This window comes from Commensalibacter oyaizuii, assembly GCF_029953265.1.
Lineage (GTDB): Bacteria > Pseudomonadota > Alphaproteobacteria > Acetobacterales > Acetobacteraceae > Commensalibacter > Commensalibacter oyaizuii.
This window is the reverse complement of record NZ_JASBAO010000001.1, coordinates 501,543-521,872: the sequence shown is the minus strand read 5'-3', so window position 1 is coordinate 521,872 and position 20,330 is coordinate 501,543. Positions and strand designations below refer to the sequence as shown.

Genomic DNA, 20,330 nt, shown 5'->3' with positions numbered 1-20,330 from the left:
AATATATACAACCTAACTTTACAAGTAGGGTTGTATCTTTCTTGCTGTTTTAACTTGATCACAAAGCTTGATAAATTATACACTATTAATAATTATTTTATTTTTACTATCAATCACTGTAATATTATCAAGGAATTTCAATGGAACAGTTACTTGCCCAAAAATGGAAATGGTTTGTAGGACTAGGAAGCGTCATCTTAGTCTTAGGTTTTTTTGCGTTACTGGATACGGCTGTAACAACAATTGCTAGTGTAATTATCTTAGGAATTGTTTTGGTTTTTGCTGGTTTATCACAAATTATTCATGCTTGTTATTTAAATGCATGGAAAAGTTTTTTATTATCTGCCCTTGCAGGAATAGTATATTTAGCCAGTGGTATTATATTAATCTGCGCACCCGTTGCCGGTTCATTGATATTAACAGCTTTTATTGCCGTTTGTTTTTGTATCGGCGGTGTTATGCGTATTATGATTGCCATCAATCACAAAGGTTCTGGGGGTTGGGGATTTTTGTGTTTCAGTGGCGCGCTAAGTGTTATTCTTGGACTGTTTCTTCTTGCTGAACCACTTAGTGGATTATGGTTTATTGGTTTTATGATTGCATTTGATCTTATGTTTATTGGTGCAGCTTGGATACAACTAGGCTTAACCTTTAAACAAAAGATCAAATAATTTTGACTTTTATGTTGGAGGCTTTGGCCCTCTGACCAATTCCGCGACAATCCCATGTAGTGTTCGTAACTCTTGTTCGGTTACTTCCCCTCTTTGGAAAAAGTGATGAATATTACGAACCATACCTGGGCGTTTTTGTTCGTTACGTAAAAATCCACAATGATCGAGTTCCCGAACCAAGTGAGACATAAAATTTTCAAGCTCGGCTTTTGTTGCTATATGCGTACCGTTCGTCTGCAATTGACGTTGGGGTGTCTGTTCGGTTGCCATCCACCATTCATAAGCCATAATCATCACCGCTTGTGATAAATTTAACGACATAAAACGTGGATCCAAGGGATAACGAACCCAATAATCCGTATGAATAAAATCATCATTTTCTAATCCCGTGCGTTCGGGACCAAATAAAATCCCAACTTTTAAATCACGGTTGGTCATTTCACGCATTTCCAAAGCACCACCCCTTGCTGTTAATAAGGGTTTAATAATATGACGGGGTCTGGGACAAGTTGCAAAAACATGATGCAAATCTGAAACTGCTTCTGCAACTGTGTCAAATACTTGTGCATTTTCTAATAAACGATCTGCACCAGAGGCTGCCCTCCAAGCAATTTGTTGAGGCCACCCATCCCGAGGGGAAACCAACCTGAGATGAAATAATCCACCATTTGCCATGGCCCTGGCGACAGTACCGATATTTTCAGCTAATTGAGGTCTAACCAAAATAACAATGGGTGTATTTCCAATAGGTGTTAAATCGGCACCGCCATCTTTGCCGGTCATATTTGTCTCCATGTTGTACCGTTGGGGCTATCTTCTAATATAATACCTTGTTCTTTTAATTGATTACGGATTTGATCAGCTAAGGCATAATCTTTTGCTTTTTTTGCAGCATCACGTTGGTCGATTAATGTTTTAATCTCTTGAGCTTTGTCTGTATTTTGAAACCATTGTGTTGGTGAAACATTAAATAGACCCAATTGTTGGCCAGCAGATCTAAGTTGTAAAGCAGCCTCTTTATTCCCTTTCAATGCATAATCTGCCAATTGATGCATAACTGTCAGGGCTTTGGGCGTGTTTAAATCATCCAGCATTGCTTCCAAAAACGTTTGTGGTAAATCAACATTTTGATTTAAATCTTGTTCAAATGCTAGTAATGCACGATAAAACCGATCCATAATTTGCTTGGCCTCTTTCAATCCCGATTGAGAGAAATTAAGAACAGAACGATAATGTGCTTGTAATAACGCAAAACGAATAGCTTCAGGATTATGTTGTTCTAGAATTTCACGTATAGTAAAAAAATTACCTAAGGATTTAGACATTTTTTCACCATCGACCAGTAACATTGCATTGTGAACCCAAATATTAGCGAATTTGCTGTTAGGAAAACAGCATATGCTTTGAGCACATTCATTTTCGTGATGAGGAAACAGTAGATCATGCCCCCCACCATGAATATCAAAATTTTCACCAAGATAGCGATAAGACATAGCGGAACATTCAATATGCCACCCTGGACGCCCCCGCCCCCAAGGACTATCCCAACCAGGTTCTTGATCAGTTGAAGGTTTCCATAAAACGAAATCTCCTGGATCTTTTTTATATGTCGCGACCTCTACCCGTGCGCCAGCTAATAATTCATCTGGATTACGTCCAGATAAACTGCCATAATGACGATAAGAAGATACAGAAAATAAAACATGTCCTTGTGCTTCATAGGCGTGTTTTTTTTCAATTAATTGCGATATCATTTGAATAATATCTGCAATATGTTCTGTTGCCCTGGGTTCAACATCAGGGGGTAAAATATACATAGATTGCATATCTTGATGAAAGTCAGCTGTTGTTCTTTGGGTTAGGGATTGAATCGATTCATTATTTAATTTTGCCCTGGCATTGATTTTATCATCCACATCTGTGATATTACGCACATATGTCACTGTGGGATACAATAGTCTTAACAATCTTACCAAAATATCGGCGGTCAACATTGCCCTTAAATTACCGATATGTAAAAAATCATAAACTGTAGGACCACAAAAATAGAGACGAACATGGTACGGATCCAAGGCAACAAAAGGAATAATTTGATGTTGACGGCTGTCGTATAATGATAGTGTAACTTTGTGCATTTGTCTCTTCTTTGCTGTCTTTAACTTTTGAGGAAACTTTAAACCTGTTGTTTAATTTTTTAAATAAAAATTCAACTTTTTTTTCGATATGTCGTAGTTATTTCCATGCAGAATAATAATCCAAGCTTTTTCAAAAGTGAACTTGTTGCTATTGCATATATTGCAATTCCAATTGCTTTTTCCCAATTATGTCAAATGGCAATGGGGGTAACAGATACTGTTTTATTAGGACATGTAAACAAGGAAACTTTGGCTGTTGGCGGTTTAACAACAAATATTTTCTTTGCCATTAGCATTATCTTTCAATCTGCATTAAGCTCGGCTGCGATATTAATTGCACAGTTTATTGGTGCAGATAAAGTAAAAAAAATATCTGGTGTCTATTGGACAACATATATTTTTGGCTTATTGCTGTGTATCCCTTGTTTTTTTGTTTTATACCATACTGGAACGATTTTGCAGTGGACAGGGGAAAATAACCAAGAAATTTTAGATAAATGTAACCACTTTATGCATATCTTGCTATGGGGGATGCCCCCTGTTATCGCAGGAACGGGGTTAATACGGGTTATTCTACCAGCATTTAATGCTTCTAAAATTCTAATGCAAATTACCCCTATAACAGCTGTCATTAATGGTCTTTTAAATGCTGCTTTTATTTACGGATTATGGGGTGCACCGAAAATGGGATTATACGGTTCTGCCTTAGGAACGACAATTACTTTGTGGCTGTCAACCTTTATCTTAATTGGCGTGACCCATTGTAAAAAAAGCTTAAGGCAATATTTATGTCCATTTAAAATTGATTTAGCATTATTATGGCCTTTGGCACGTTTGGGGTTGCCAATTTGTATCAGCTCAGCTGCTGAAATCTTATTATTTTTATTTGCAAATTTTAATGTAACCAAACTGGGTACAGAATCCTTGGCTGCCCATCAAATTGCTGTCAGTTTTTCAACATTAACCTTTATGATTCCTCTGGCCATTGCCCAAGCAGCAAATGTCAGAGTTAGTTACTGGATTGGTGCAGAAAAACCATACCGTGCCAAAAAGAGTGGTTTTTTTTCAATTGGAATAAGTGCTTTTATTATGACCTTGGTCTGCGTTACAGTATTTTTATTTCCGCAACTGGTTGTGAATTTATCTTTAGATGCATCTTCTGAGGACAATTTTACCACAATATCAATCGCTATTGCGATTATCCAAGTGGTCGGACTTTTTCAAATAGTTGACGGTATACAGACCGTTGCTATGGGTGCCTTACGTGGGTTAAAAGATACCACTATTCCAATGATTTTAGCCTTAATTAGTTTTTGGGGGGTTGGATATACTTTAAGTATTTATTTTGCCTTTAATCTGCATTGGGGAGCCCCTGGCTTATGGGCTGGCATGGGGGTTGGATTGGGTGTTATCGCACTTTTGGCAACAACACGCTTTTATTTATTAACACGTAACCCCAAAAAAATGTTGGCTCGAGCATTAAAGTAATTATAAGATTCAATTTTATAATTACTTTTGACTTTTAAAATGCCTCTTTAACGTATTTTATTTTTCTGCATATCACAGTGACGAAGAAAGAAACAGTAAACACCAAAAGTGTGTTAACAATAGGATCAATAATGGTATTTATATGAAATAATAAGCTGTAATTCCCAAGTATCTGAATAACCAATACATGACACAGATATATTCCAAATGTACATTCACCTAATATATATAGCAATGTCGTATATTTCTTTTCGATGAAACTAAAATCTAAATTAATGAACAAATTAAATAATAAACATGAAGAGACGAAGACAGGTAAAGCCGTAAATGAAAACCAATATTCGTAAGGTCTTCCAATTTGATAGGCAAATTTAATATTAATACACGCGGTTAGGATGATACATAAAAAATATAGAAAAAGTGATAACAGGCGATTTATTTTCCTTGTAATAAAAGGAATGACCAAAGCATATAAATAATATTGAGAGAATTCAAAGTCAAAACCTGACAAATGTCTTATTTGAATACCCAAATTGTCTAATAATTCGTACAAAGATGGAAGAATAATGGAAAAAAGAAATATAAAAAAGATTATTGGCTTATAAGCCTCTTTTTGGGTTGTTTTTGAAAATGCCATAATAAGAGGTAAAACAATTGCATATCCTAAAAAAGCTACCATAAACCATAGATGATAACTACTGATATCACAAAATATCTTTGTGAAAAAAGAAACGAGGGTGTGTTTGTCATTAATCCACCAATAAATTACAGACCATATAAAGTAAGGGATAAAAATCCTTTTAAATTTTTTGTATGTATTGACTTTGCTGTTTCCGACAAAATATAGATAAGCCGTAATTAAGAAAAAACTTGGCACACAAAATCTAGCTAAGGAATAATAAAAATTTATTATTGACCATTCTAAGTGATGATTTTTCATTATTGTATCATTATAAAAAAACGACATTGAACAGTGAATAAAAATTACACCCAGCATTGCGAATGTTCTTAATATTTCTATATTTAAATTTTTTTGCATTTACAATTCGCTATAAAAAATTAAGCCCTACAAAAAATTGTAGGGCTGGTTATCATGATGTATACGTAAAAAACTCAGAACTTGAAGGAAACAGAAACAGAGCCATAGTTGAATAACCCCCCTCTTTGTCCATTAAATTCTTGGGTTTGCCATGTCTGGGTATAAGCAATTTTATACCCCTTAACGATAACTGCTGCGCCGGCGACAATTTCGCCGACATCCCACTTTTTGGAGACATGTTGAGAATGAGAGTTGGTTGGGTTACCTTGCAAGGTGGAATTATAAGCGACAGCTTGACCATCGACACCACCAAACAAATACCAATTTACGAATTTTGTGCCAACATATGCATCTGTTCCATCATTGCCAGAACCAATGCGCGATGGTCCAAAATCACTGTCTAACCCTTGACCAAATCTGAAAATGGTACCGATTTGAGCATAAGTTTTATAGTTTCCAGCTGCACCATTGGCAGAAGGCAAGAAATCAAATTCAATTGGACCAGCTTTTCCAACTGGGAAACGCCATGTGCGCCCCATTTGTACTTGGAAGACAGGCATATTTTGTAATTGATTGTGCCATCCATTATTTTTATGGTCGCCAATAATGCTATGAAATCCATTTTGAACTTGTCTGCCTAAGGCAGCTGGCCCCATTACACCTGCCTGAATACCAAAAACACTTCGTGTATTATCTGTATCACTGATTAAATTAACGGTGGTTAATAAAACACCTGCATATGGACGGTCATGGGGTAATCTAGCATATGCCCTGGTATCACTTGGGGTGTACATCATTTGTTGTAATCCCCAATGAATACGTTGCATACCATCACCAAGCAAAAAACGATTCACATTGGCAATTGGTTCGGGTAAGCTGTCTGTTGGAGAGGTCCAACCAATCCGTAATCCATTGGTGTAATATTGATCAGACGTACCACTTAACGTTGAAGCAGCATCATTTTCCCATTGTAGGGTTAACGTATTGTAAGGATCTTGTTTAGGGGTGGCTTTTGCAGGTTTTAATTGCAAAGAAGCCACAGAAAGAATGGTTGTCGTCAATATGAAACCAGACATGGATAAACATTTTAGGTTGCCCATAACATCCCCTTACCTATAAAAGAACCAATTGAAGAATTTCTAAGTCTTTTATACGGGAAAGAAAAGAATTTTATACGACTTTTTATTCTAAAAGATTTTTTTTAAGCCAAACAGGAACAAATTTGCAACGCCCTATCAGGTCAAAAAGATTATTTTTCCTGATTCCACAATGCATTAGGAATCTTTTTTTCTAAGAATTCTCGATGTAATTCTATTTCTTCCTTAGTGGGTTTGATAAATATAGAGGTATGTTTTTTAATGCTTTGATAAACCTTACTTGTTTTTTCTGATCGTTGATTAGCAAATCCAAGACCTCTTTGACGACCACCTGTTAATTGGATATAGACCTCAGATAATAATTTACAATCGAGTAACGCATTATGGGTTGTACGTTCAGATAAATCAATTGAGAAACGCCGACATAATGCATCCAAACTGTTTGGAGATGAAGGAAATTTTGCCCTAGCTAACTGCAATGTATCAATCATGCGGTCCATCGAAATGGGTGGTCTTTTTATACGGTTTAATTCGGCATTCACAAAACGAAAATCAAAAGGTGCATTATGGGCAACCAAGGGATCATCTTGAATAAAATTTAAAAAATCATCAACAATTTCTTTGAATTTTTGCTTATCTTTCAAGTCATCCAGGGTAAATCCATGCACTTTGGTCGCTTCAATTGGAATGTCACGTTCTGGATTTAATAAAACATGATAAAATTTATCCGTTGGTAAATCATTAATTAATTCAATAGCAGCAATTTCAATTATTCGATCACCCTGATCAGGATTAACCCCTGTTGTTTCAGTATCAAAAAGAACCGATCTTTTATTCATAATAGACCTTTTTGCATTTGACAAATTAAGCGTTTCATTTGAAAAAAAGTATGAGCCTTAGATAATCCTGTTTGAATAACGATATCAGCTTTTTTACATTTTAATCGATTTGGCCATTGACTATCAATAAAAGCTTGGGCTTGTTCCCACGTAATTTTACCCCGTTTTAATATTCTTACTTTTTGAATTGCCATTGGGGCATCAACAACCAAGGTCTTCGTGCATAATTGATCTATTCCTTTTTCAAATAATAAAGGTACGTCTAAGATACACCATTGGTGACCTTTGGCTTGTGCCAGACGTATAAATTTATCCCTTTCTTTTGCAACTAATGGTAGAATAATTTGTTCCAATCGCTTTAAATTCTGACGATCTTGAACAATAATTTTTCGTAAATACTGTCGATCGAGCACATTATCTTTTACTGCTTTAGGAAAAACCTGGGTAATATGATATAATCCTTTGCCTTTAGGGCTTTGCAGTTGATGAACTGTTAAATCGGCATCAAATACTAAAAAACCATAATTACGGAAAATAGAACATATGGTGGTTTTACCCATACCCATACTGCCTGTTACGCCCAAAATTTTCATATTAAACCATTATTTCCTTAAGCTGCTGGCAACATATTCCGTTAATTCTTGATCAACGGTTGGATTAACACCAAACCATTTTTCGAACCCCAGACGTGCCTGATGTAACAACATGCCTAATCCTTCGACTGTCTTTAAACCTTTATCTTGTGCTGCTTTTAACAGTGGTGTTACTCTTGGTACGTAAACAATATCTGTAACAACCAGCTTTGGATGTGCATAGGTCAGATCAAAAGCAAAATCCTCTTTCCCCTCCATTCCCAAAGAGGTTGTATTGACGAGTAAATCAAACTGTTCTAAGGAATTAGGCCAATCTTCCCAATTTAGTTGATTGGCTTTTATATCCAGATCATTAATCAGTTGTTTTGCCTTTGATGATGTTCGGTTGGTAATGGTTATAACAGCCCCCACATCCGACAGTGCTGTTACCACAGATCGTGCTGCCCCACCTGCCCCCAAAATTAATACTTTACATCTTTTTAATGATACTTCTTGATCTAATAATGACGCAACAAAGCCCAGCCCATCTGTTGAGGTTCCACAAATGGTTCCATCTGGCTCAAACCACAATGTATTAACAGACTGCATTTTTTTGGCAGCCTCGTCGACACGATCACAACATAAATAAGCAGCTTCTTTATGTGGAATGGTTACATTGCATCCTTTAAATCCTGCGGCCACCATGCCTTGTATAACTTTTCTTAGATCTTCTGGCTTAACGGCTAAGGGAATATACGCGCCATCAATTTGGTAACGATCAAGCCAAAAATTATGCAATAAGGGCGAACGAGAGTGTTGAATGGGCCATCCCAATACAGCTGCAATTTTTGCCCTACCTGTGATTATGGTCATAATATTGTATAGTCCTTTAAAGCAATAGGTAATAAGAACGATAGGCGTTCCGCCCATTCTTCTTGCTGTTCAGAAGTTGTTATTAGATCTTGACGGATTTCAAGTTCTAAGTACGGGATATTCCTTTTTAATGCGTGGTTCGGCACTGTATAATCATTTTTTTCGGTCAAAGCATAGGGCTGATTGTCCCCAATAGGATACGCATAATTTTCCTGCAATTTTTGTTTAAAAAGCAATGAAAATTTGTCTGAATATTCATGCAAAATCCCAGCATGCCAAGGCCGTTTTTCCCCGTTTTGCATTTTTGGGGTAAAGCTGTGCAATGAAACAAAGACAGTATGAATATTTCGTTGCAAACGACAATCTAATAAGTCAGATATTTTTTGATGATAAGGCTGATAAATTTCGGTAATTCTGGCTTGTTGTTGTTCTAAAGAAAGGTTTTGATTGCCGGGGATTACGGTATCATCACTAGTGGGGGCTATTAAGGTTGGATTTAGTGTATTGCGATTGCAATCAATGACTAATCTTGAATAAGATTGTGTTATTAGGGTTGCATGTAATAAAGAGGATAACTTTTCCCCGACCCCTTTAATACCTATATCTCCTGAGATATGCCGCTGTTGATCTTCTTTGGTCAGTCCAAGATTTTTCAAAGCTTTGGGAAAAGTAAAACCTGCATGATCACAGACAAGAAAAAATGGGGATAAGGAATCAGGATTTACAAGCGTTACGGGATTTGGATCAGTATCACATAATAACATTGGAATATTAAACTTTTATAAGAATCATAAGGTTAATCAGAGTTTACCATTATTTACAAAAAATTAAAAATCTAAGGCTTTGTTTTTAAAAATACTAAAATATTGTTTGTCCATATGAATGATATGATCACTAATATTTAAATCAAAAGGATGAGCTGAACTTTGTAGGGTTAAAGCAAATTTTGTCTCTTGTTGACGCATTTTCTGTGAGAAAACAGTATGAGGTGTATAATTAATTGTTATTAGATTGATTGCATAAAGTTCAATGGCTTTTTTGATAATAACAGAAATAGAATCTAGGCCTTGATATAAAATATATTCATCACAAATTAGACGTTGTTGGCCATTCAAAAATAATAATCGTATAATATTTTTATTGGCTGTCTCTACCTTTAACTTATAATCATTTAAATAAATGATAACATCTTTCCAACGTCTAAGATAAGGTCGGTCACAACCATCTGGTGCAATTAACCGATCTGAGATTTTTCTTAAAATATCGATTAAAACAATAAAATTTTCGGGTATAGATGTTTGACTTAGTGTTTCAATGTCAGCTTCAAAAATTTTCTCTAGGGACCCAAAAAGATTTATTAATTTTTTAGCAAAAGGTTTTGTATCCTTCCGTGGAATAACCAAATAAAGCAACATCTCCAAAACTTCATAATCCTCAAGGATATCAGCCCCTTTTTCAAGTAACTTATTTCGCATGCGTACACGATGACCCATTCCGTTTAAATGAGTAAAAGGTTTGCTTCTTTTCGCAACAGGGGGTAAAGAAGAATTATCGTGCATTTATTTGTTCTTTTTATCTATACTCATCATGAAACTGAAGCAAAGGTAATTGTGAAACGGTATGGCCGAGTATCTTAATCAATTAAACGACACTCAACGTCAAGCAGTTGAAACAACAGAAGGGCCCGTGTTGGTACTCGCTGGTGCAGGTACAGGGAAAACGAGAGTACTGACAACCCGTTTCGCCCATATCTTGTTAAGTGGAAAAGCTTACCCAAATCAAATATTAGCAGTGACCTTTACAAACAAAGCTTCTAAGGAAATGAGCGAACGTATTGCTCAATTAATTGAACGTCCTGTTGAAGGATTATGGCTGGGCAGTTTTCACAAAATCTGTGCCAAAATGCTTAGAATGCACGCAGAGCTTGTCGGGCTGGCTTCTAATTTCACGATTTTAGATACCGATGATCAATTACGATTAATCAAACAAATTATTCCAGCTTATGGAATAGATACAAAAACGACACCCCCCCAACTTATTCTGGGAACTATTCAATTTTGGAAAGATAAGGGTTACACCCCAGAAAATCTGTCTTTAACAGAAAGGAATAATTCTGAAAAGGCACAGATCGCTACTATCTATACAGAGTATCAAAAACGTTTACAACAAATTAATGCATGTGATTTTGGCGATTTAATGCTGCATATGTTGACAATTTTTAATCAGCATTCTGAAATCTTGCACAAATACCAACGTTATTTTCGATATATTTTAGTAGACGAATATCAAGACACCAATACAATCCAGTATTTGTGGCTGCGTCTATTGGCCCAAAAATCCGATATGCCTGCCAATATTTGTTGTGTTGGGGACGACGACCAATCGATTTACTCTTGGCGTGGGGCAGAGATAACAAATATCCTAAGGTTCGAACAGGATTTTCCAGGCGCAACACTTATTCGTCTGGAAAATAATTATCGATCCACACCAGAGATCTTGGGCGCGGCCTCTGGATTAATTCAGATGAATACTCAACGTTTGGGAAAAACACTACGTGCTGCCAACTCAACATTACAAGGGGAAAAAGTAACTATTTCTTCGGTATGGGATTCTGATGATGAGGCACGTTTAATTTGCGAACAAATCATAAAATTACATCAAGAAGGATATCGTTACGGGGATATGGCTATTTTGATGCGTACAGGCTCACAAACGCGCCCCTTCGAAGAACGCATGATCGCCCTAGGGTTACCCTATAAAATTATTGGTGGTGTACGGTTTTACGAGCGTGCTGAAATTAGGGATGTTATTGCTTATATGCGCGTTGTCGCACAACCTGCAGACGATTTGGCTTTGGAACGTATTATTAACGTACCAAGACGCGGCGTGGGTCCTGCTGCTTTACAAAAAATCCACCAAATTCGCCGCGAATTAACCATTCCCCTCAGCGATGCTGTTGATTATTTATTAATTCATCAAGGATTAAAGGGAAAGATTTTTAACGAATTAACCCAATTAATGAACCATTTTGATCAAACGCGTAAAAAAATAGAACAAGACGGCCATATCAATGCGATTGAATATTTATTGGATATTTGCGGTTATATGGATATGTGGAAACATGATCCCGCACCTGACGCCACAGGTAGGTTAGAAAATATCAAAGAACTTTTCCACGCCATGGCAGAATTCCCAACGTTACTAGAATTTTTGGAACATATTTCGTTAATTATGGATAATGATGAGTTGTCGGGTGACGACAAAATCAACTTAATGACGTTACATGCTGCTAAGGGATTAGAATTCAATACTGTCTTTTTACCTGGATGGGAAGAAGGATTATTCCCCTCCCAACGTACTATGGATGAAAGTGGCAATAATGGACTTGAAGAAGAACGAAGATTGGCATATGTCGGAATAACCAGGGCTAAACAACGTTTATTTATATCCCATGCCGCCAATCGCCAATTATATGGTAGCTGGCAAACTTCAATACCAAGTCGATTTATAGAAGAAATACCTAATCAATTTACAAAAATAGTTTCTTATTTTAAACAAAGTCAAAGTTATAACGCACAACAAAATCGTTTTAAAGAACATCGTTATTCTCAACAATCGACATTAACGCACTCTACTGCATATGAAGGATCAAAATCTACATCTATAAAAAAGCCTTATACACCTCCTAAAACTAAATCTATTCCCGTTGGAAGCCGTGTGTTTCATCAGAAATTTGGCTATGGGATAGTGACTGGTGTTGAACAAAACAAACTGGAAATTCAGTTTGATAAATCTGGTATTAAAAACGTTATCGACAGCTTTGTGACCCTAGAATCATGACATTAAAAACAAAAAGACACGCAACCGCCCTTGAAACAATTTCTATTGTCGTTCCTGAGGAACATGTAGAAATATTTGAAAACGCTCTTGGCACTATTTGCCCCACAGTTGGAATTTTTGAAGAAGATCCTGATCAAAATTTCTGGCGTTTAGAAGGAATCAAAGACGTTGGTTATGGTGAAGAAGAATTAAAAAACGCATTAACTTTGGCCACCAATCTGACGGGAATTGAACCCCAATTGGACCGACATGCAACCAAAACAGAAGGATGGTTGGCCAGAACGTACGAAGCATTTCCTGAACAAGAAATTGGCAAACGATTTATCATCCGTGGAACTCATCTAGAGGACGTTCCCTCTCCTTCTCATTTGGTTTTGACACTGGATGCTGGCGTTGCTTTTGGTTCGGGGGAACATGGTTCTACACGGGGGTGTTTAATTGCGCTTGAAAAAATTGCCCATACAAATCCCCGTAATATTTTGGATTTGGGGTGTGGCTCTGGTATCCTTGCAATGGCTGCTGCGGCATTATTACATAAAAAAGTATTAGCCGTGGATATTGAACCTTGGTCTGTTCGTGCAGCCAAACAAAATGTTATTCGCAATGGGCTGCGTAATTTGATTGTTTGTGAACATGGAAATGGGTGGCTGGCCCCATCTATCCGTAAAAAAGCCCCCTTTGATTTAGTTTTTGCAAATATATTAGCCCGTCCTTTGTGTAAAATGGCTAAAAATCTGGCCATTAATCTAGCCCCCGGTGGAAAAGCAATCTTAGCAGGATTGTTAAAAACACAAATACCAATGGTTCTAGGGGCACATCAACGCCAAGGTTTGAAATTACAAGAGAAAATTATCCAAGGCAGTTGGGCAACATTAATTCTTTACAAGCCAGAAAAATCATGACCCATATTCGACACGCTATTCCTTCTGATCTCAGAGACATTTTAGAAATCACCAACCGTGAAATTATTTGTGGAACCGCTTTTTGGATGACGGTTCCCAGAACATATGAAGAACAAGTTCAATGGTTCGAAGCACGTCAGGCAGCAGGATATCCAGTATTTGTTGCTGTTAATGAAAATCAAAAAATACTGGGATATGCCTCTTATGGCTCGTTTCGTCCTTATGATGGGTATAAATATACTGTTGAGCATTCTGTCTATGTTGACCCAGCTGCCCAAGGGCAAGGTTTGGGGAAACAATTAATGCAAAAGATAATTAATTATGCCGAAAATCATCAAGTCCACGCAATGGTTGCAGGGATTACCGATGGAAATATTGCTTCTATACGCTTACATGAATGGTTTGGATTTAAACGGGCGGGCGTTTTACCCCAGACAGGCATTAAATTTGATCAGTGGTTAGATTTACTATTTATGTATAAAATTTTAACCCCTTCTTCTTAATTTTTCAATTTTGATTGCACCCTAAATTATGACCCCTTCTACAAAGTTAACACAGCTACGCCGTTTGTTGGTTCAACATCAAATCGACGGTTTTATTATCCAACGTGGGGATGAATATTTAAATGAATATGTTGCCCCCTATGCCGAACGTTTGTCGTGGTTAACAGGATTTGCAGGCAGTGCCGGTTTAGCGTTGGTACTAGAAAAGAAAGCAGCTGTTTTTTCAGACGGACGTTATATTTTACAAATGCAACAAGAATTGGACAGCCAGTGCTGGGAACATTATCATATTTCTCAAAATCCGCCTGTTGATTGGATATTGTCTGAAGGAAAAAATACTTTAAAAATTGGATATGACCCAAGGTTAATGAGCGAAAAAGATTTAAAGTCTTTTGCACATCCAAATATTACTATGATCCCTGTCAACTCTAATCTTGTTGATGCTATTTGGGTTGATCAACCTCCTCCTCCATCCCATCCAATTGTTCCGCACCCTGTTGAATTCTCGGGATTAGACCATCAAAATAAAATCAAAACTTTGCAAGAGGGGTTAATAAAATATGACGAAGATGCTTATATATTTTGCGACCCAGCATCAATTTGCTGGTTATTAAATATCCGCGGGTCTGATGTCCCTTATACCCCTATTCCCTTAGTCTATGCCATTATCACGCAAAATCATGTATCTTTGTATGCTGACTCCAATCAATATAGCCAGGATTTGACAAGGTTTTTAGGTAATAATGTTATTTTACAGTCACATGCCAATTTGGAAAAAGACTTAGAAACATTAAAAGGAAAGAAGATTGGATTTGACCCTGTGCAAACTCCAATTTGGTTTATTCAAACCTTAAAATTACATCAAGCAATTTTACATCCTCGTGAAAATCCGTGTATGCTATCCAAGGCATGTAAAAATCCTGTTGAGCAAGAAGGCGCACGTCAAGCCCATTTACGTGATGGAATTGCAGTTTGTCGGTTTTTATACTGGCTAGAACATGAAGGGATTGGGCATAACGAAATCGAAGTTGCCCATCGATTAAATGAATTTCGTAAAGCTGCTGGTGGCACATATTATCAAGAAGAAAGCTTTCCTGCTATTTCAGGTGTTGGTGCGAATGGTGCCATTATTCATTACCATGCCAGCCCACAACATTGTGCTGTATTACAAGAAAACCAAGCTTATTTAATCGATAGTGGTGGACAATATTTAGATGGTACCACAGATGTAACACGAACTGTTTGGTTGGGAACAGAAAAAGCCCCAGTAGCATTAAGCCAAGCAGCCACGGCCGTGTTAAAAGGTCACATTGCTTTGTCTTCTGTTATTTTTCCCAAAAAAACAACTGGCAGTCGTTTAGACGTATTAGCCCGTTATGCTTTGTGGCAAAAAGGCTTAGATTACGATCATGGTACAGGTCATGGGGTTGGCAGCTATTTGTCTGTTCACGAGGGTCCTTGTCGGATTTCTTCTTTGCCATTTCCTATAGCATTGCAAAAAGGGATGATTTTATCCAATGAGCCTGGGTATTATTTATTGGGTCAATATGGTATTCGTTTGGAAAACCTTTTACTTGTCATTGATGCTGACTTCCCTAATTTTTTACAATTTGAACCTTTGACATTAATTCCATTTGATTTAAAAATTATTTCTAAAGAAGATCTATCCTCGTCTGAAAAAGAATGGCTAAATGCCTATCATTATCTTGTTATGATGAAAATATCTCCTTTCCTTTCTAAAAAAGAACAAGAATGGTTAGCTAAAATTTGTTCACCAATAACATAGATGTGCCTTTTGGTTTTGTTAAAAAAGACTATAATGACCCACAAGATGCAGAGATTCTGCGATTTATTGCGATAAAAGGAATTGATTAATGACAAACTCCCCCATGATCCCAGTAACCCTTATTCCTGGTGATGGTATTGGTCCTGAAATTATTTCTGCGACGCTGGAAATTTTGGAAGCAATTAAGGCACCGTTTCAATGGGATAAACAATTGGCTGGTATGGCTGGGGTTGATTCATCGGGTGATCCCTTACCCCAAGCCACACTGGACAGTATTCATAAAACAGGATTGGTTTTAAAGGGTCCTCTTACCACCCCTGTTGGCAAAGGATTTCGTTCAATCAACGTTACTTTACGCAAAGAGTTTGGTTTGTATGCAAATGTGCGCCCAACGCGTACTTTGATCCCTGGTGGGCGATTTGAAAATGTTGACATTGTCCTGGTTCGTGAAAATCTGGAAGGTTTTTACGCAGCTATGGAACATTATATTCCTGTTGACGATGATCCAAAAGCAATTGCTACTTGTGCTGGATATACGTCCAGAAAAGAATGTCGTCGTATTGTAAAATATGCTTTTGATTACGCAGTGGAACATAATCGTAAAAAAGTCACTTTGGTTCACAAAGCCAATATTTTAAAAGAACTTTGCGGTTTATTCTTGGAAGAAGGTCGTAAGGTTGCCAAAGAATACGAAGGTAAGATTGCCTGTGAAGAACGTATTGTTGATGCATGTGCAATGGAACTGGTTTTAAAGCCTGAAACCTATGACGTTATTGTAACAACCAATTTGTTTGGAGATATCTTATCAGATTTAACTTCTGGTTTGATTGGCGGTTTGGGAATGCCGCCAGGTGCAAATATCGGTGAAAAGGCTGCCATGTTTGAAGCCGTACATGGTTCTGCGCCTGATATTGCTGGAAAAAATTGTGCTAATCCGTTGGCTGTACTAAGAGCATCTGCGATGATGTTAGAACATGTCAATCGTGCTGACCTTGCAAAACGTATAGAAACTGCAATTGAAAAAGTAGTGGTTCATGACAAAGTTCGTACAAAAGATTTAGGAGGAAATGCAACCACCAGTGATATCACCGCCGCAATAAAACAAGCCATCATTTAAAATACTTCTAATAAAGCGAATTTTTTTATTAACTTTTTTAGCTATAAACTTTATACTTAAATCATGATCATCAAAGGAGTTTAAAAGATGGCGAAGCCTTGTAAAAAAATATGGCACAGTTTGGTTGGCCTTGGATTTGCGGCCTGTGGTATCAGCAAAGTAATGGGTGTTGATATACAAGAAAAAAGATTTTCTGCTTTAAATTGGTCTGAATCGAATATGAAAACCCTAGGCGGTGCACAGATTGCCGGCGCTGCTTTGTTAACTTGCAAAAAGACCTCTAAATTAGGGGCGTTGTTGTTGGCAGCAACTGCTTTATGTTTATTTTTTACAGGACTTAAACATAATAGAAAAGAAGAATTAGCAATCGATAGTGTTGGAGTAATTGCTGCTTTATCTCTGTTATTTTGTAAAAAGAAATAATACTTTTGATGAAAGCTCTTCATAAATATTGAAGAGCTTTCGTTTATCTACATTTTACTTAAAATACTGGACAGTGAATCTAAATCTTGCTGAGAAGGGTTTGTAGAGACTTTCGCACGTTTGTTATTATAGCTTGCCAGCTGTTGTTCTTTTTTCTTAATTTCTTGCTGTGTTAAACTGTGGTTTGCTTTTGCTTTTTGTAGCTTTTGCCTGATTGACCAAGCTTGACTGTCAATTTTACTTAATTCATTACGACGTTGCGCAATATCGTTTTGCAACTGATTAGCCTGTTGATAGGCTTGTTGTGCTTGTTGCTGTTGTTGCAGTGCACTTTGTTGTTCTGAACCCAACTGATTTTGAAGATTTTGGGTTCGTTGTTGATATCCTCCCCCTACAGAACATCCAATACCTGAAAATAATCCAGCATTGTCCGGATTACATTCTTGGGCAGAAGCACAACCAACCAGCAACATTAAACTGCCAAATGTAAAAAAGTAACGAGAAATACGCATTTCAATTTACCCCCTTGGCTGACTATAACCAGCGGGCTGTGCCCCCATACCAGATGCCAACAAATTTTCAGCATACTTCAAACGGTTAAGGGCATCATCCGTTTGTTGTGCTTCCCTTGCTAATCTTGGATCTTGGGATAATTGTGCATATTGATGTATTTGACGGCTTTGTTCTGAGTAATAATTTATTTTATTCTTTAATTCTTTTGATGTGTTTTGTATGCGACCTAACTGCTTATTATATTGCGCCATTGATATTTTTTTAGCAGCAATTTTTTGATTTAATGTTGCAAGTTGCTGTTGTGCGTTATTCACTTGTTGGGCGGCATTTTGTGCATCAGCTTGTGCTGCCATATTAATTTGATGGGCTGCAGCAATTTGCTGATTTAATTGATCTTCACCGATTTGTTGATTTTGAGTACGGTTAGCGGTCAAGGCACCCACACCTGTTCCCAAAGCCGCACCACTTAATGATCCGATCAATAATCCTTTTTTACCACCAGCCAAACCACCAGCCAATGCCCCAAGTGCGGTTCCTAGTAATGCGCCTTCCCCTAGGGTACGATTATATTGGGCGTCACGTTGTTGTTGTCTATTTTGCTCCGGAGTTAAATTAACATTATATGTCGGAGAACATGCTGACAGTATCAAACATGCAGAACCCACTAGTGTTATCTTGTAAAAATTGATCTTAATCATATTTTACCTTTGATACTTAAATATTTCATCAGTTAAAATATTATTTCTATATTAAATTAGATTAAAATACTTCAGGAAATACAGTATTTTGTACTATATAGTTAAATATAGTGATAATTTTATCACCTCTGTGATGATCTATCAAAATTTATTAAGATTAATAATACGTTCTGATAACCGATATTTGTAAATAAAAAATTATTTATTTAACGATTACATACATTTGTATAATAAACCTTTACATATCTTAACTGGTTTATTTTTGATTGATGTTTTATGTAATAAAAAATGAACCATTGCGACTTTCTTTAACTTCAAAAAATAATTAAAAGATAAAAAGCATCAACTACTAACGCTAACAAACTGTAAAGAAACGATATGTAAAGGAGATAAAAAAGTGATAATTTTTGAAGGGGAAGAATTAGTTCTTCATTACCACGAAGGACATTCCGATTACATCATAATTACATTTAACGGAGCTTACGAATATCATCACGCACGTAATACTTTTTTTCTAGAACCTGTTGTAAAAAAATATGACATATCGTGTATAGGTATTAATTCTAAAGCTGACTTATATTATTTGATCAAAGAGATGGATAGGGTTATTGATTTATGCAACGATATCACAAAAAATTACAATAAAATCATTATTATGGGACTATGTATGGGAGGGTATGGTGCCATAAAATATTCTAGGCGCCTGAATGCTGATGTTGTTTTTACAATGAATCCGAGATATACTCTTAACGAAAAAGACTACGCCGTGGTAGATTTCGTTAAATCCATAATGCATAATTTTTCTCAAGAGGAAATTGAGAAATCTACTATCCAAGCTGAAGATGTGAAGGGTAAAATCTATATCGGTCATGATCCTATTGATATTTCAGATATTTCAAAGCAAGACCGTCCTCAAAAAGAAGTTTTATTAAAAATACTACCTCACGCAGTATCAGTCCCAATTTATTTTTCAGGACATATTACCATTCATCATTTACAAGGGTCTCAAGAAATGAAACACATTATTGATGCACTCGTACATGGTGAAGATCAAGAGGTTGTAAAAGCTGTCAATAAGGTTAGAAAACATCACATAACTAATATCTTAGTTAAAACAAATGCATTAATGTCAAAATATCCATTACTTGTTTATAAGATGTTAACAAGTTTGACTTTTCAAAAAGTTAAAAATAATCATTTATTATTGGAAGATTATCCTCTTCGTTTGAGATTATGCTATCTTCTTAATACTAACGGATATCAACAAGAAAGTTCAAACTATTTAAAGCTAACTTTTTTTTATCGTTTGATGCGAACTCTTTCTCTTACAGACATTCAATCTGCATCTATTAACTCATACCCCTACGTCATATCTTATAATGGTTTTTATTTAGGTTACAATTTCATTACAAAAAAAATTGAATCAATCGTCAATTTTTATGAAAAAAAATTTTGCTTGCCGTTGCAACTCTACAAGTTGAACGGGAAAATCAGACTTGTGTGTGTTCACCAAGGTGTAATTTTTGCCATTCAATATGGTAAAGAGGATTCCTTTGACTTAGTGCTATTACCAAACACCACTACAGAAAATAGCGTTAAGATAAGTTTTTCTGATTATCGTCTCTTCATACAAACCAAAAGTAAAAAACAATATATTTGTGTATCTCCAAATGGAGACATTGCTACAAGTAATCAATTAAAAGAATGGGAAAGCTTTACTGCGATACCAATGACCTATAATAACGATATTAACAATGGATGTCTATTTTAATTGATGATTGCTAGAAAACTAACTTATGCGCTTTTTTACTCTTGTTAAGTCCTTATTCATCAT

At 36.4% G+C, this 20,330-nt stretch carries 20 protein-coding genes; 9 read left to right on the top strand and 11 right to left on the bottom strand.

Going from position 1 to position 20,330, the window contains the following annotated elements; translation table 11 throughout:
* Positions 1-140: 140 nt before the first annotated feature.
* Positions 141-671 (top strand): HdeD family acid-resistance protein, encoded by a 531-nt coding sequence (locus tag QJV27_RS02255; protein ID WP_281447365.1) that lies wholly within the window; start codon positions 141-143, stop codon positions 669-671.
* Positions 672-680: 9 nt separating this feature from the next.
* On the opposite strand, the gene QJV27_RS02250 is transcribed toward QJV27_RS02255, so the two are convergent.
* Complete coding sequence (locus tag QJV27_RS02250) at positions 681-1,454, bottom strand: RNA methyltransferase (protein ID WP_281447364.1); 774 nt, start codon at positions 1,452-1,454, stop codon at positions 681-683.
* Positions 1,451-2,806 (bottom strand): cysteine--tRNA ligase, encoded by a 1,356-nt coding sequence (gene cysS / locus QJV27_RS02245; RefSeq protein ID WP_281447363.1) that lies wholly within the window; start codon positions 2,804-2,806, stop codon positions 1,451-1,453. Before cysS ends, QJV27_RS02250 begins: the two co-directional genes overlap by 4 nt.
* 105 nt (positions 2,807-2,911) lie before the next feature.
* On the opposite strand from cysS, the gene QJV27_RS02240 reads away from it, so the two are divergent.
* Positions 2,912-4,294 carry an MATE family efflux transporter gene (locus QJV27_RS02240; RefSeq protein ID WP_281447362.1) on the top strand — a complete coding sequence of 461 codons (1,383 nt, stop codon included), beginning with the start codon at positions 2,912-2,914 and terminating at the stop codon, positions 4,292-4,294.
* A 34-nt stretch (positions 4,295-4,328) separates the two neighbouring features.
* Here the strand turns inward: QJV27_RS02240 and QJV27_RS02235 are convergent, their stop codons facing one another.
* The 7 genes from QJV27_RS02235 to QJV27_RS02205 all read right to left on the bottom strand — a co-directional run bounded on the left by QJV27_RS02235 (position 4,329) and on the right by QJV27_RS02205 (position 10,273).
* Positions 4,329-5,333, bottom strand: coding sequence for an acyltransferase (locus QJV27_RS02235; RefSeq protein WP_281447361.1), 1,005 nt, complete (start codon positions 5,331-5,333; stop codon positions 4,329-4,331).
* A 74-nt stretch (positions 5,334-5,407) separates the two neighbouring features.
* Positions 5,408-6,433 (bottom strand): lipid A deacylase LpxR family protein, encoded by a 1,026-nt coding sequence (locus QJV27_RS02230; protein WP_281447360.1) that lies wholly within the window; start codon positions 6,431-6,433, stop codon positions 5,408-5,410.
* 149 nt (positions 6,434-6,582) lie between these two features.
* Positions 6,583-7,269: a DNA polymerase III subunit epsilon gene (gene dnaQ, locus QJV27_RS02225; protein ID WP_281447359.1), complete on the bottom strand. Its 687-nt coding sequence runs from the start codon at positions 7,267-7,269 to the stop codon at positions 6,583-6,585.
* Positions 7,266-7,862, bottom strand: coding sequence for a dephospho-CoA kinase (coaE, locus tag QJV27_RS02220; protein ID WP_281447358.1), 597 nt, complete (start codon positions 7,860-7,862; stop codon positions 7,266-7,268). The genes dnaQ and coaE overlap by 4 nt, the downstream gene beginning before the upstream one ends.
* Before the next feature lie 9 nt (positions 7,863-7,871).
* Positions 7,872-8,714, bottom strand: a complete 843-nt coding sequence (locus QJV27_RS02215) for a shikimate dehydrogenase (RefSeq protein WP_281447357.1) — start codon at positions 8,712-8,714, stop codon at positions 7,872-7,874.
* The gene (locus tag QJV27_RS02210) at positions 8,711-9,478 is read right to left on the bottom strand and encodes an N-formylglutamate amidohydrolase (protein ID WP_281447356.1); all 768 of its coding nucleotides are present in this window, start codon (positions 9,476-9,478) and stop codon (positions 8,711-8,713) included. The genes QJV27_RS02215 and QJV27_RS02210 overlap by 4 nt, the downstream gene beginning before the upstream one ends.
* Before the next feature lie 63 nt (positions 9,479-9,541).
* Positions 9,542-10,273: a JAB domain-containing protein gene (locus tag QJV27_RS02205; protein WP_281447355.1), complete on the bottom strand. Its 732-nt coding sequence runs from the start codon at positions 10,271-10,273 to the stop codon at positions 9,542-9,544.
* A gap of 61 nt (positions 10,274-10,334) precedes the next feature.
* Between QJV27_RS02205 and QJV27_RS02200 the strand changes: the two genes are divergently transcribed.
* The 6 genes from QJV27_RS02200 (at position 10,335) to QJV27_RS02175 (ending at position 17,285) form a co-directional block, all read left to right on the top strand.
* Positions 10,335-12,554 carry an ATP-dependent helicase gene (locus QJV27_RS02200; RefSeq protein WP_281447354.1) on the top strand — a complete coding sequence of 740 codons (2,220 nt, stop codon included), beginning with the start codon at positions 10,335-10,337 and terminating at the stop codon, positions 12,552-12,554.
* On the top strand, positions 12,551-13,456 hold the full coding sequence (locus tag QJV27_RS02195; RefSeq protein ID WP_281447353.1) for a 50S ribosomal protein L11 methyltransferase: 906 nt from the start codon (positions 12,551-12,553) through the stop codon (positions 13,454-13,456). Before QJV27_RS02200 ends, QJV27_RS02195 begins: the two co-directional genes overlap by 4 nt.
* The gene (locus QJV27_RS02190) at positions 13,453-13,959 is read left to right on the top strand and encodes a GNAT family N-acetyltransferase (protein ID WP_281447352.1); all 507 of its coding nucleotides are present in this window, start codon (positions 13,453-13,455) and stop codon (positions 13,957-13,959) included. Before QJV27_RS02195 ends, QJV27_RS02190 begins: the two co-directional genes overlap by 4 nt.
* Positions 13,960-13,987: 28 nt before the next feature.
* Positions 13,988-15,745 carry an aminopeptidase P family protein gene (locus QJV27_RS02185; protein WP_281447351.1) on the top strand — a complete coding sequence of 586 codons (1,758 nt, stop codon included), beginning with the start codon at positions 13,988-13,990 and terminating at the stop codon, positions 15,743-15,745.
* 88 nt (positions 15,746-15,833) lie between these two features.
* Entirely contained in the window at positions 15,834-16,862 is a 1,029-nt protein-coding gene (locus tag QJV27_RS02180) for an isocitrate/isopropylmalate dehydrogenase family protein (protein WP_281447350.1), read from the top strand.
* A gap of 87 nt (positions 16,863-16,949) precedes the next feature.
* Entirely contained in the window at positions 16,950-17,285 is a 336-nt protein-coding gene (locus tag QJV27_RS02175; protein ID WP_281447349.1) for a DoxX family protein, read from the top strand.
* A gap of 47 nt (positions 17,286-17,332) precedes the next feature.
* Here QJV27_RS02175 and QJV27_RS02170 read toward each other — a convergent pair whose 3' ends face one another.
* Positions 17,333-17,797 carry a hypothetical protein gene (locus QJV27_RS02170; protein ID WP_281447348.1) on the bottom strand — a complete coding sequence of 155 codons (465 nt, stop codon included), beginning with the start codon at positions 17,795-17,797 and terminating at the stop codon, positions 17,333-17,335.
* 6 nt (positions 17,798-17,803) lie between these two features.
* A complete protein-coding gene (locus tag QJV27_RS02165; protein ID WP_281447347.1) occupies positions 17,804-18,496 on the bottom strand; it encodes a hypothetical protein in 693 nt (230 codons plus the stop codon).
* 397 nt (positions 18,497-18,893) lie between these two features.
* Between QJV27_RS02165 and QJV27_RS02160 the strand changes: the two genes are divergently transcribed.
* Positions 18,894-20,267 carry a hypothetical protein gene (locus tag QJV27_RS02160; RefSeq protein ID WP_281447346.1) on the top strand — a complete coding sequence of 458 codons (1,374 nt, stop codon included), beginning with the start codon at positions 18,894-18,896 and terminating at the stop codon, positions 20,265-20,267.
* The last annotated feature ends 63 nt before the right edge of the window (positions 20,268-20,330 follow it).

Bases quoted from the DNA above. Each gene is read 5' to 3' on its own strand.
- QJV27_RS02255 (WP_281447365.1), top strand. From the start codon at position 141: ATGGAACAGTTACTTGCCCAAAAATGGAAATGGTTTGTAGGACTAGGA.
- QJV27_RS02250 (WP_281447364.1), bottom strand. From the start codon at position 1,454: ATGACCGGCAAAGATGGCGGTGCCGATTTAACACCTATTGGAAATACA.
- cysS (WP_281447363.1), bottom strand. From the start codon at position 2,806: ATGCACAAAGTTACACTATCATTATACGACAGCCGTCAACATCAAATT.
- QJV27_RS02240 (WP_281447362.1), top strand. From the start codon at position 2,912: ATGCAGAATAATAATCCAAGCTTTTTCAAAAGTGAACTTGTTGCTATT.
- QJV27_RS02235 (WP_281447361.1), bottom strand. From the start codon at position 5,333: ATGCAAAAAAATTTAAATATAGAAATATTAAGAACATTCGCAATGCTG.
- QJV27_RS02230 (WP_281447360.1), bottom strand. From the start codon at position 6,433: ATGGGCAACCTAAAATGTTTATCCATGTCTGGTTTCATATTGACGACA.
- dnaQ (WP_281447359.1), bottom strand. From the start codon at position 7,269: ATGAATAAAAGATCGGTTCTTTTTGATACTGAAACAACAGGGGTTAAT.
- coaE (WP_281447358.1), bottom strand. From the start codon at position 7,862: ATGAAAATTTTGGGCGTAACAGGCAGTATGGGTATGGGTAAAACCACC.
- QJV27_RS02215 (WP_281447357.1), bottom strand. From the start codon at position 8,714: ATGACCATAATCACAGGTAGGGCAAAAATTGCAGCTGTATTGGGATGG.
- QJV27_RS02210 (WP_281447356.1), bottom strand. From the start codon at position 9,478: ATGTTATTATGTGATACTGATCCAAATCCCGTAACGCTTGTAAATCCT.
- QJV27_RS02205 (WP_281447355.1), bottom strand. From the start codon at position 10,273: ATGCACGATAATTCTTCTTTACCCCCTGTTGCGAAAAGAAGCAAACCT.
- QJV27_RS02200 (WP_281447354.1), top strand. From the start codon at position 10,335: ATGGCCGAGTATCTTAATCAATTAAACGACACTCAACGTCAAGCAGTT.
- QJV27_RS02195 (WP_281447353.1), top strand. From the start codon at position 12,551: ATGACATTAAAAACAAAAAGACACGCAACCGCCCTTGAAACAATTTCT.
- QJV27_RS02190 (WP_281447352.1), top strand. From the start codon at position 13,453: ATGACCCATATTCGACACGCTATTCCTTCTGATCTCAGAGACATTTTA.
- QJV27_RS02185 (WP_281447351.1), top strand. From the start codon at position 13,988: ATGACCCCTTCTACAAAGTTAACACAGCTACGCCGTTTGTTGGTTCAA.
- QJV27_RS02180 (WP_281447350.1), top strand. From the start codon at position 15,834: ATGACAAACTCCCCCATGATCCCAGTAACCCTTATTCCTGGTGATGGT.
- QJV27_RS02175 (WP_281447349.1), top strand. From the start codon at position 16,950: ATGGCGAAGCCTTGTAAAAAAATATGGCACAGTTTGGTTGGCCTTGGA.
- QJV27_RS02170 (WP_281447348.1), bottom strand. From the start codon at position 17,797: ATGCGTATTTCTCGTTACTTTTTTACATTTGGCAGTTTAATGTTGCTG.
- QJV27_RS02165 (WP_281447347.1), bottom strand. From the start codon at position 18,496: ATGATTAAGATCAATTTTTACAAGATAACACTAGTGGGTTCTGCATGT.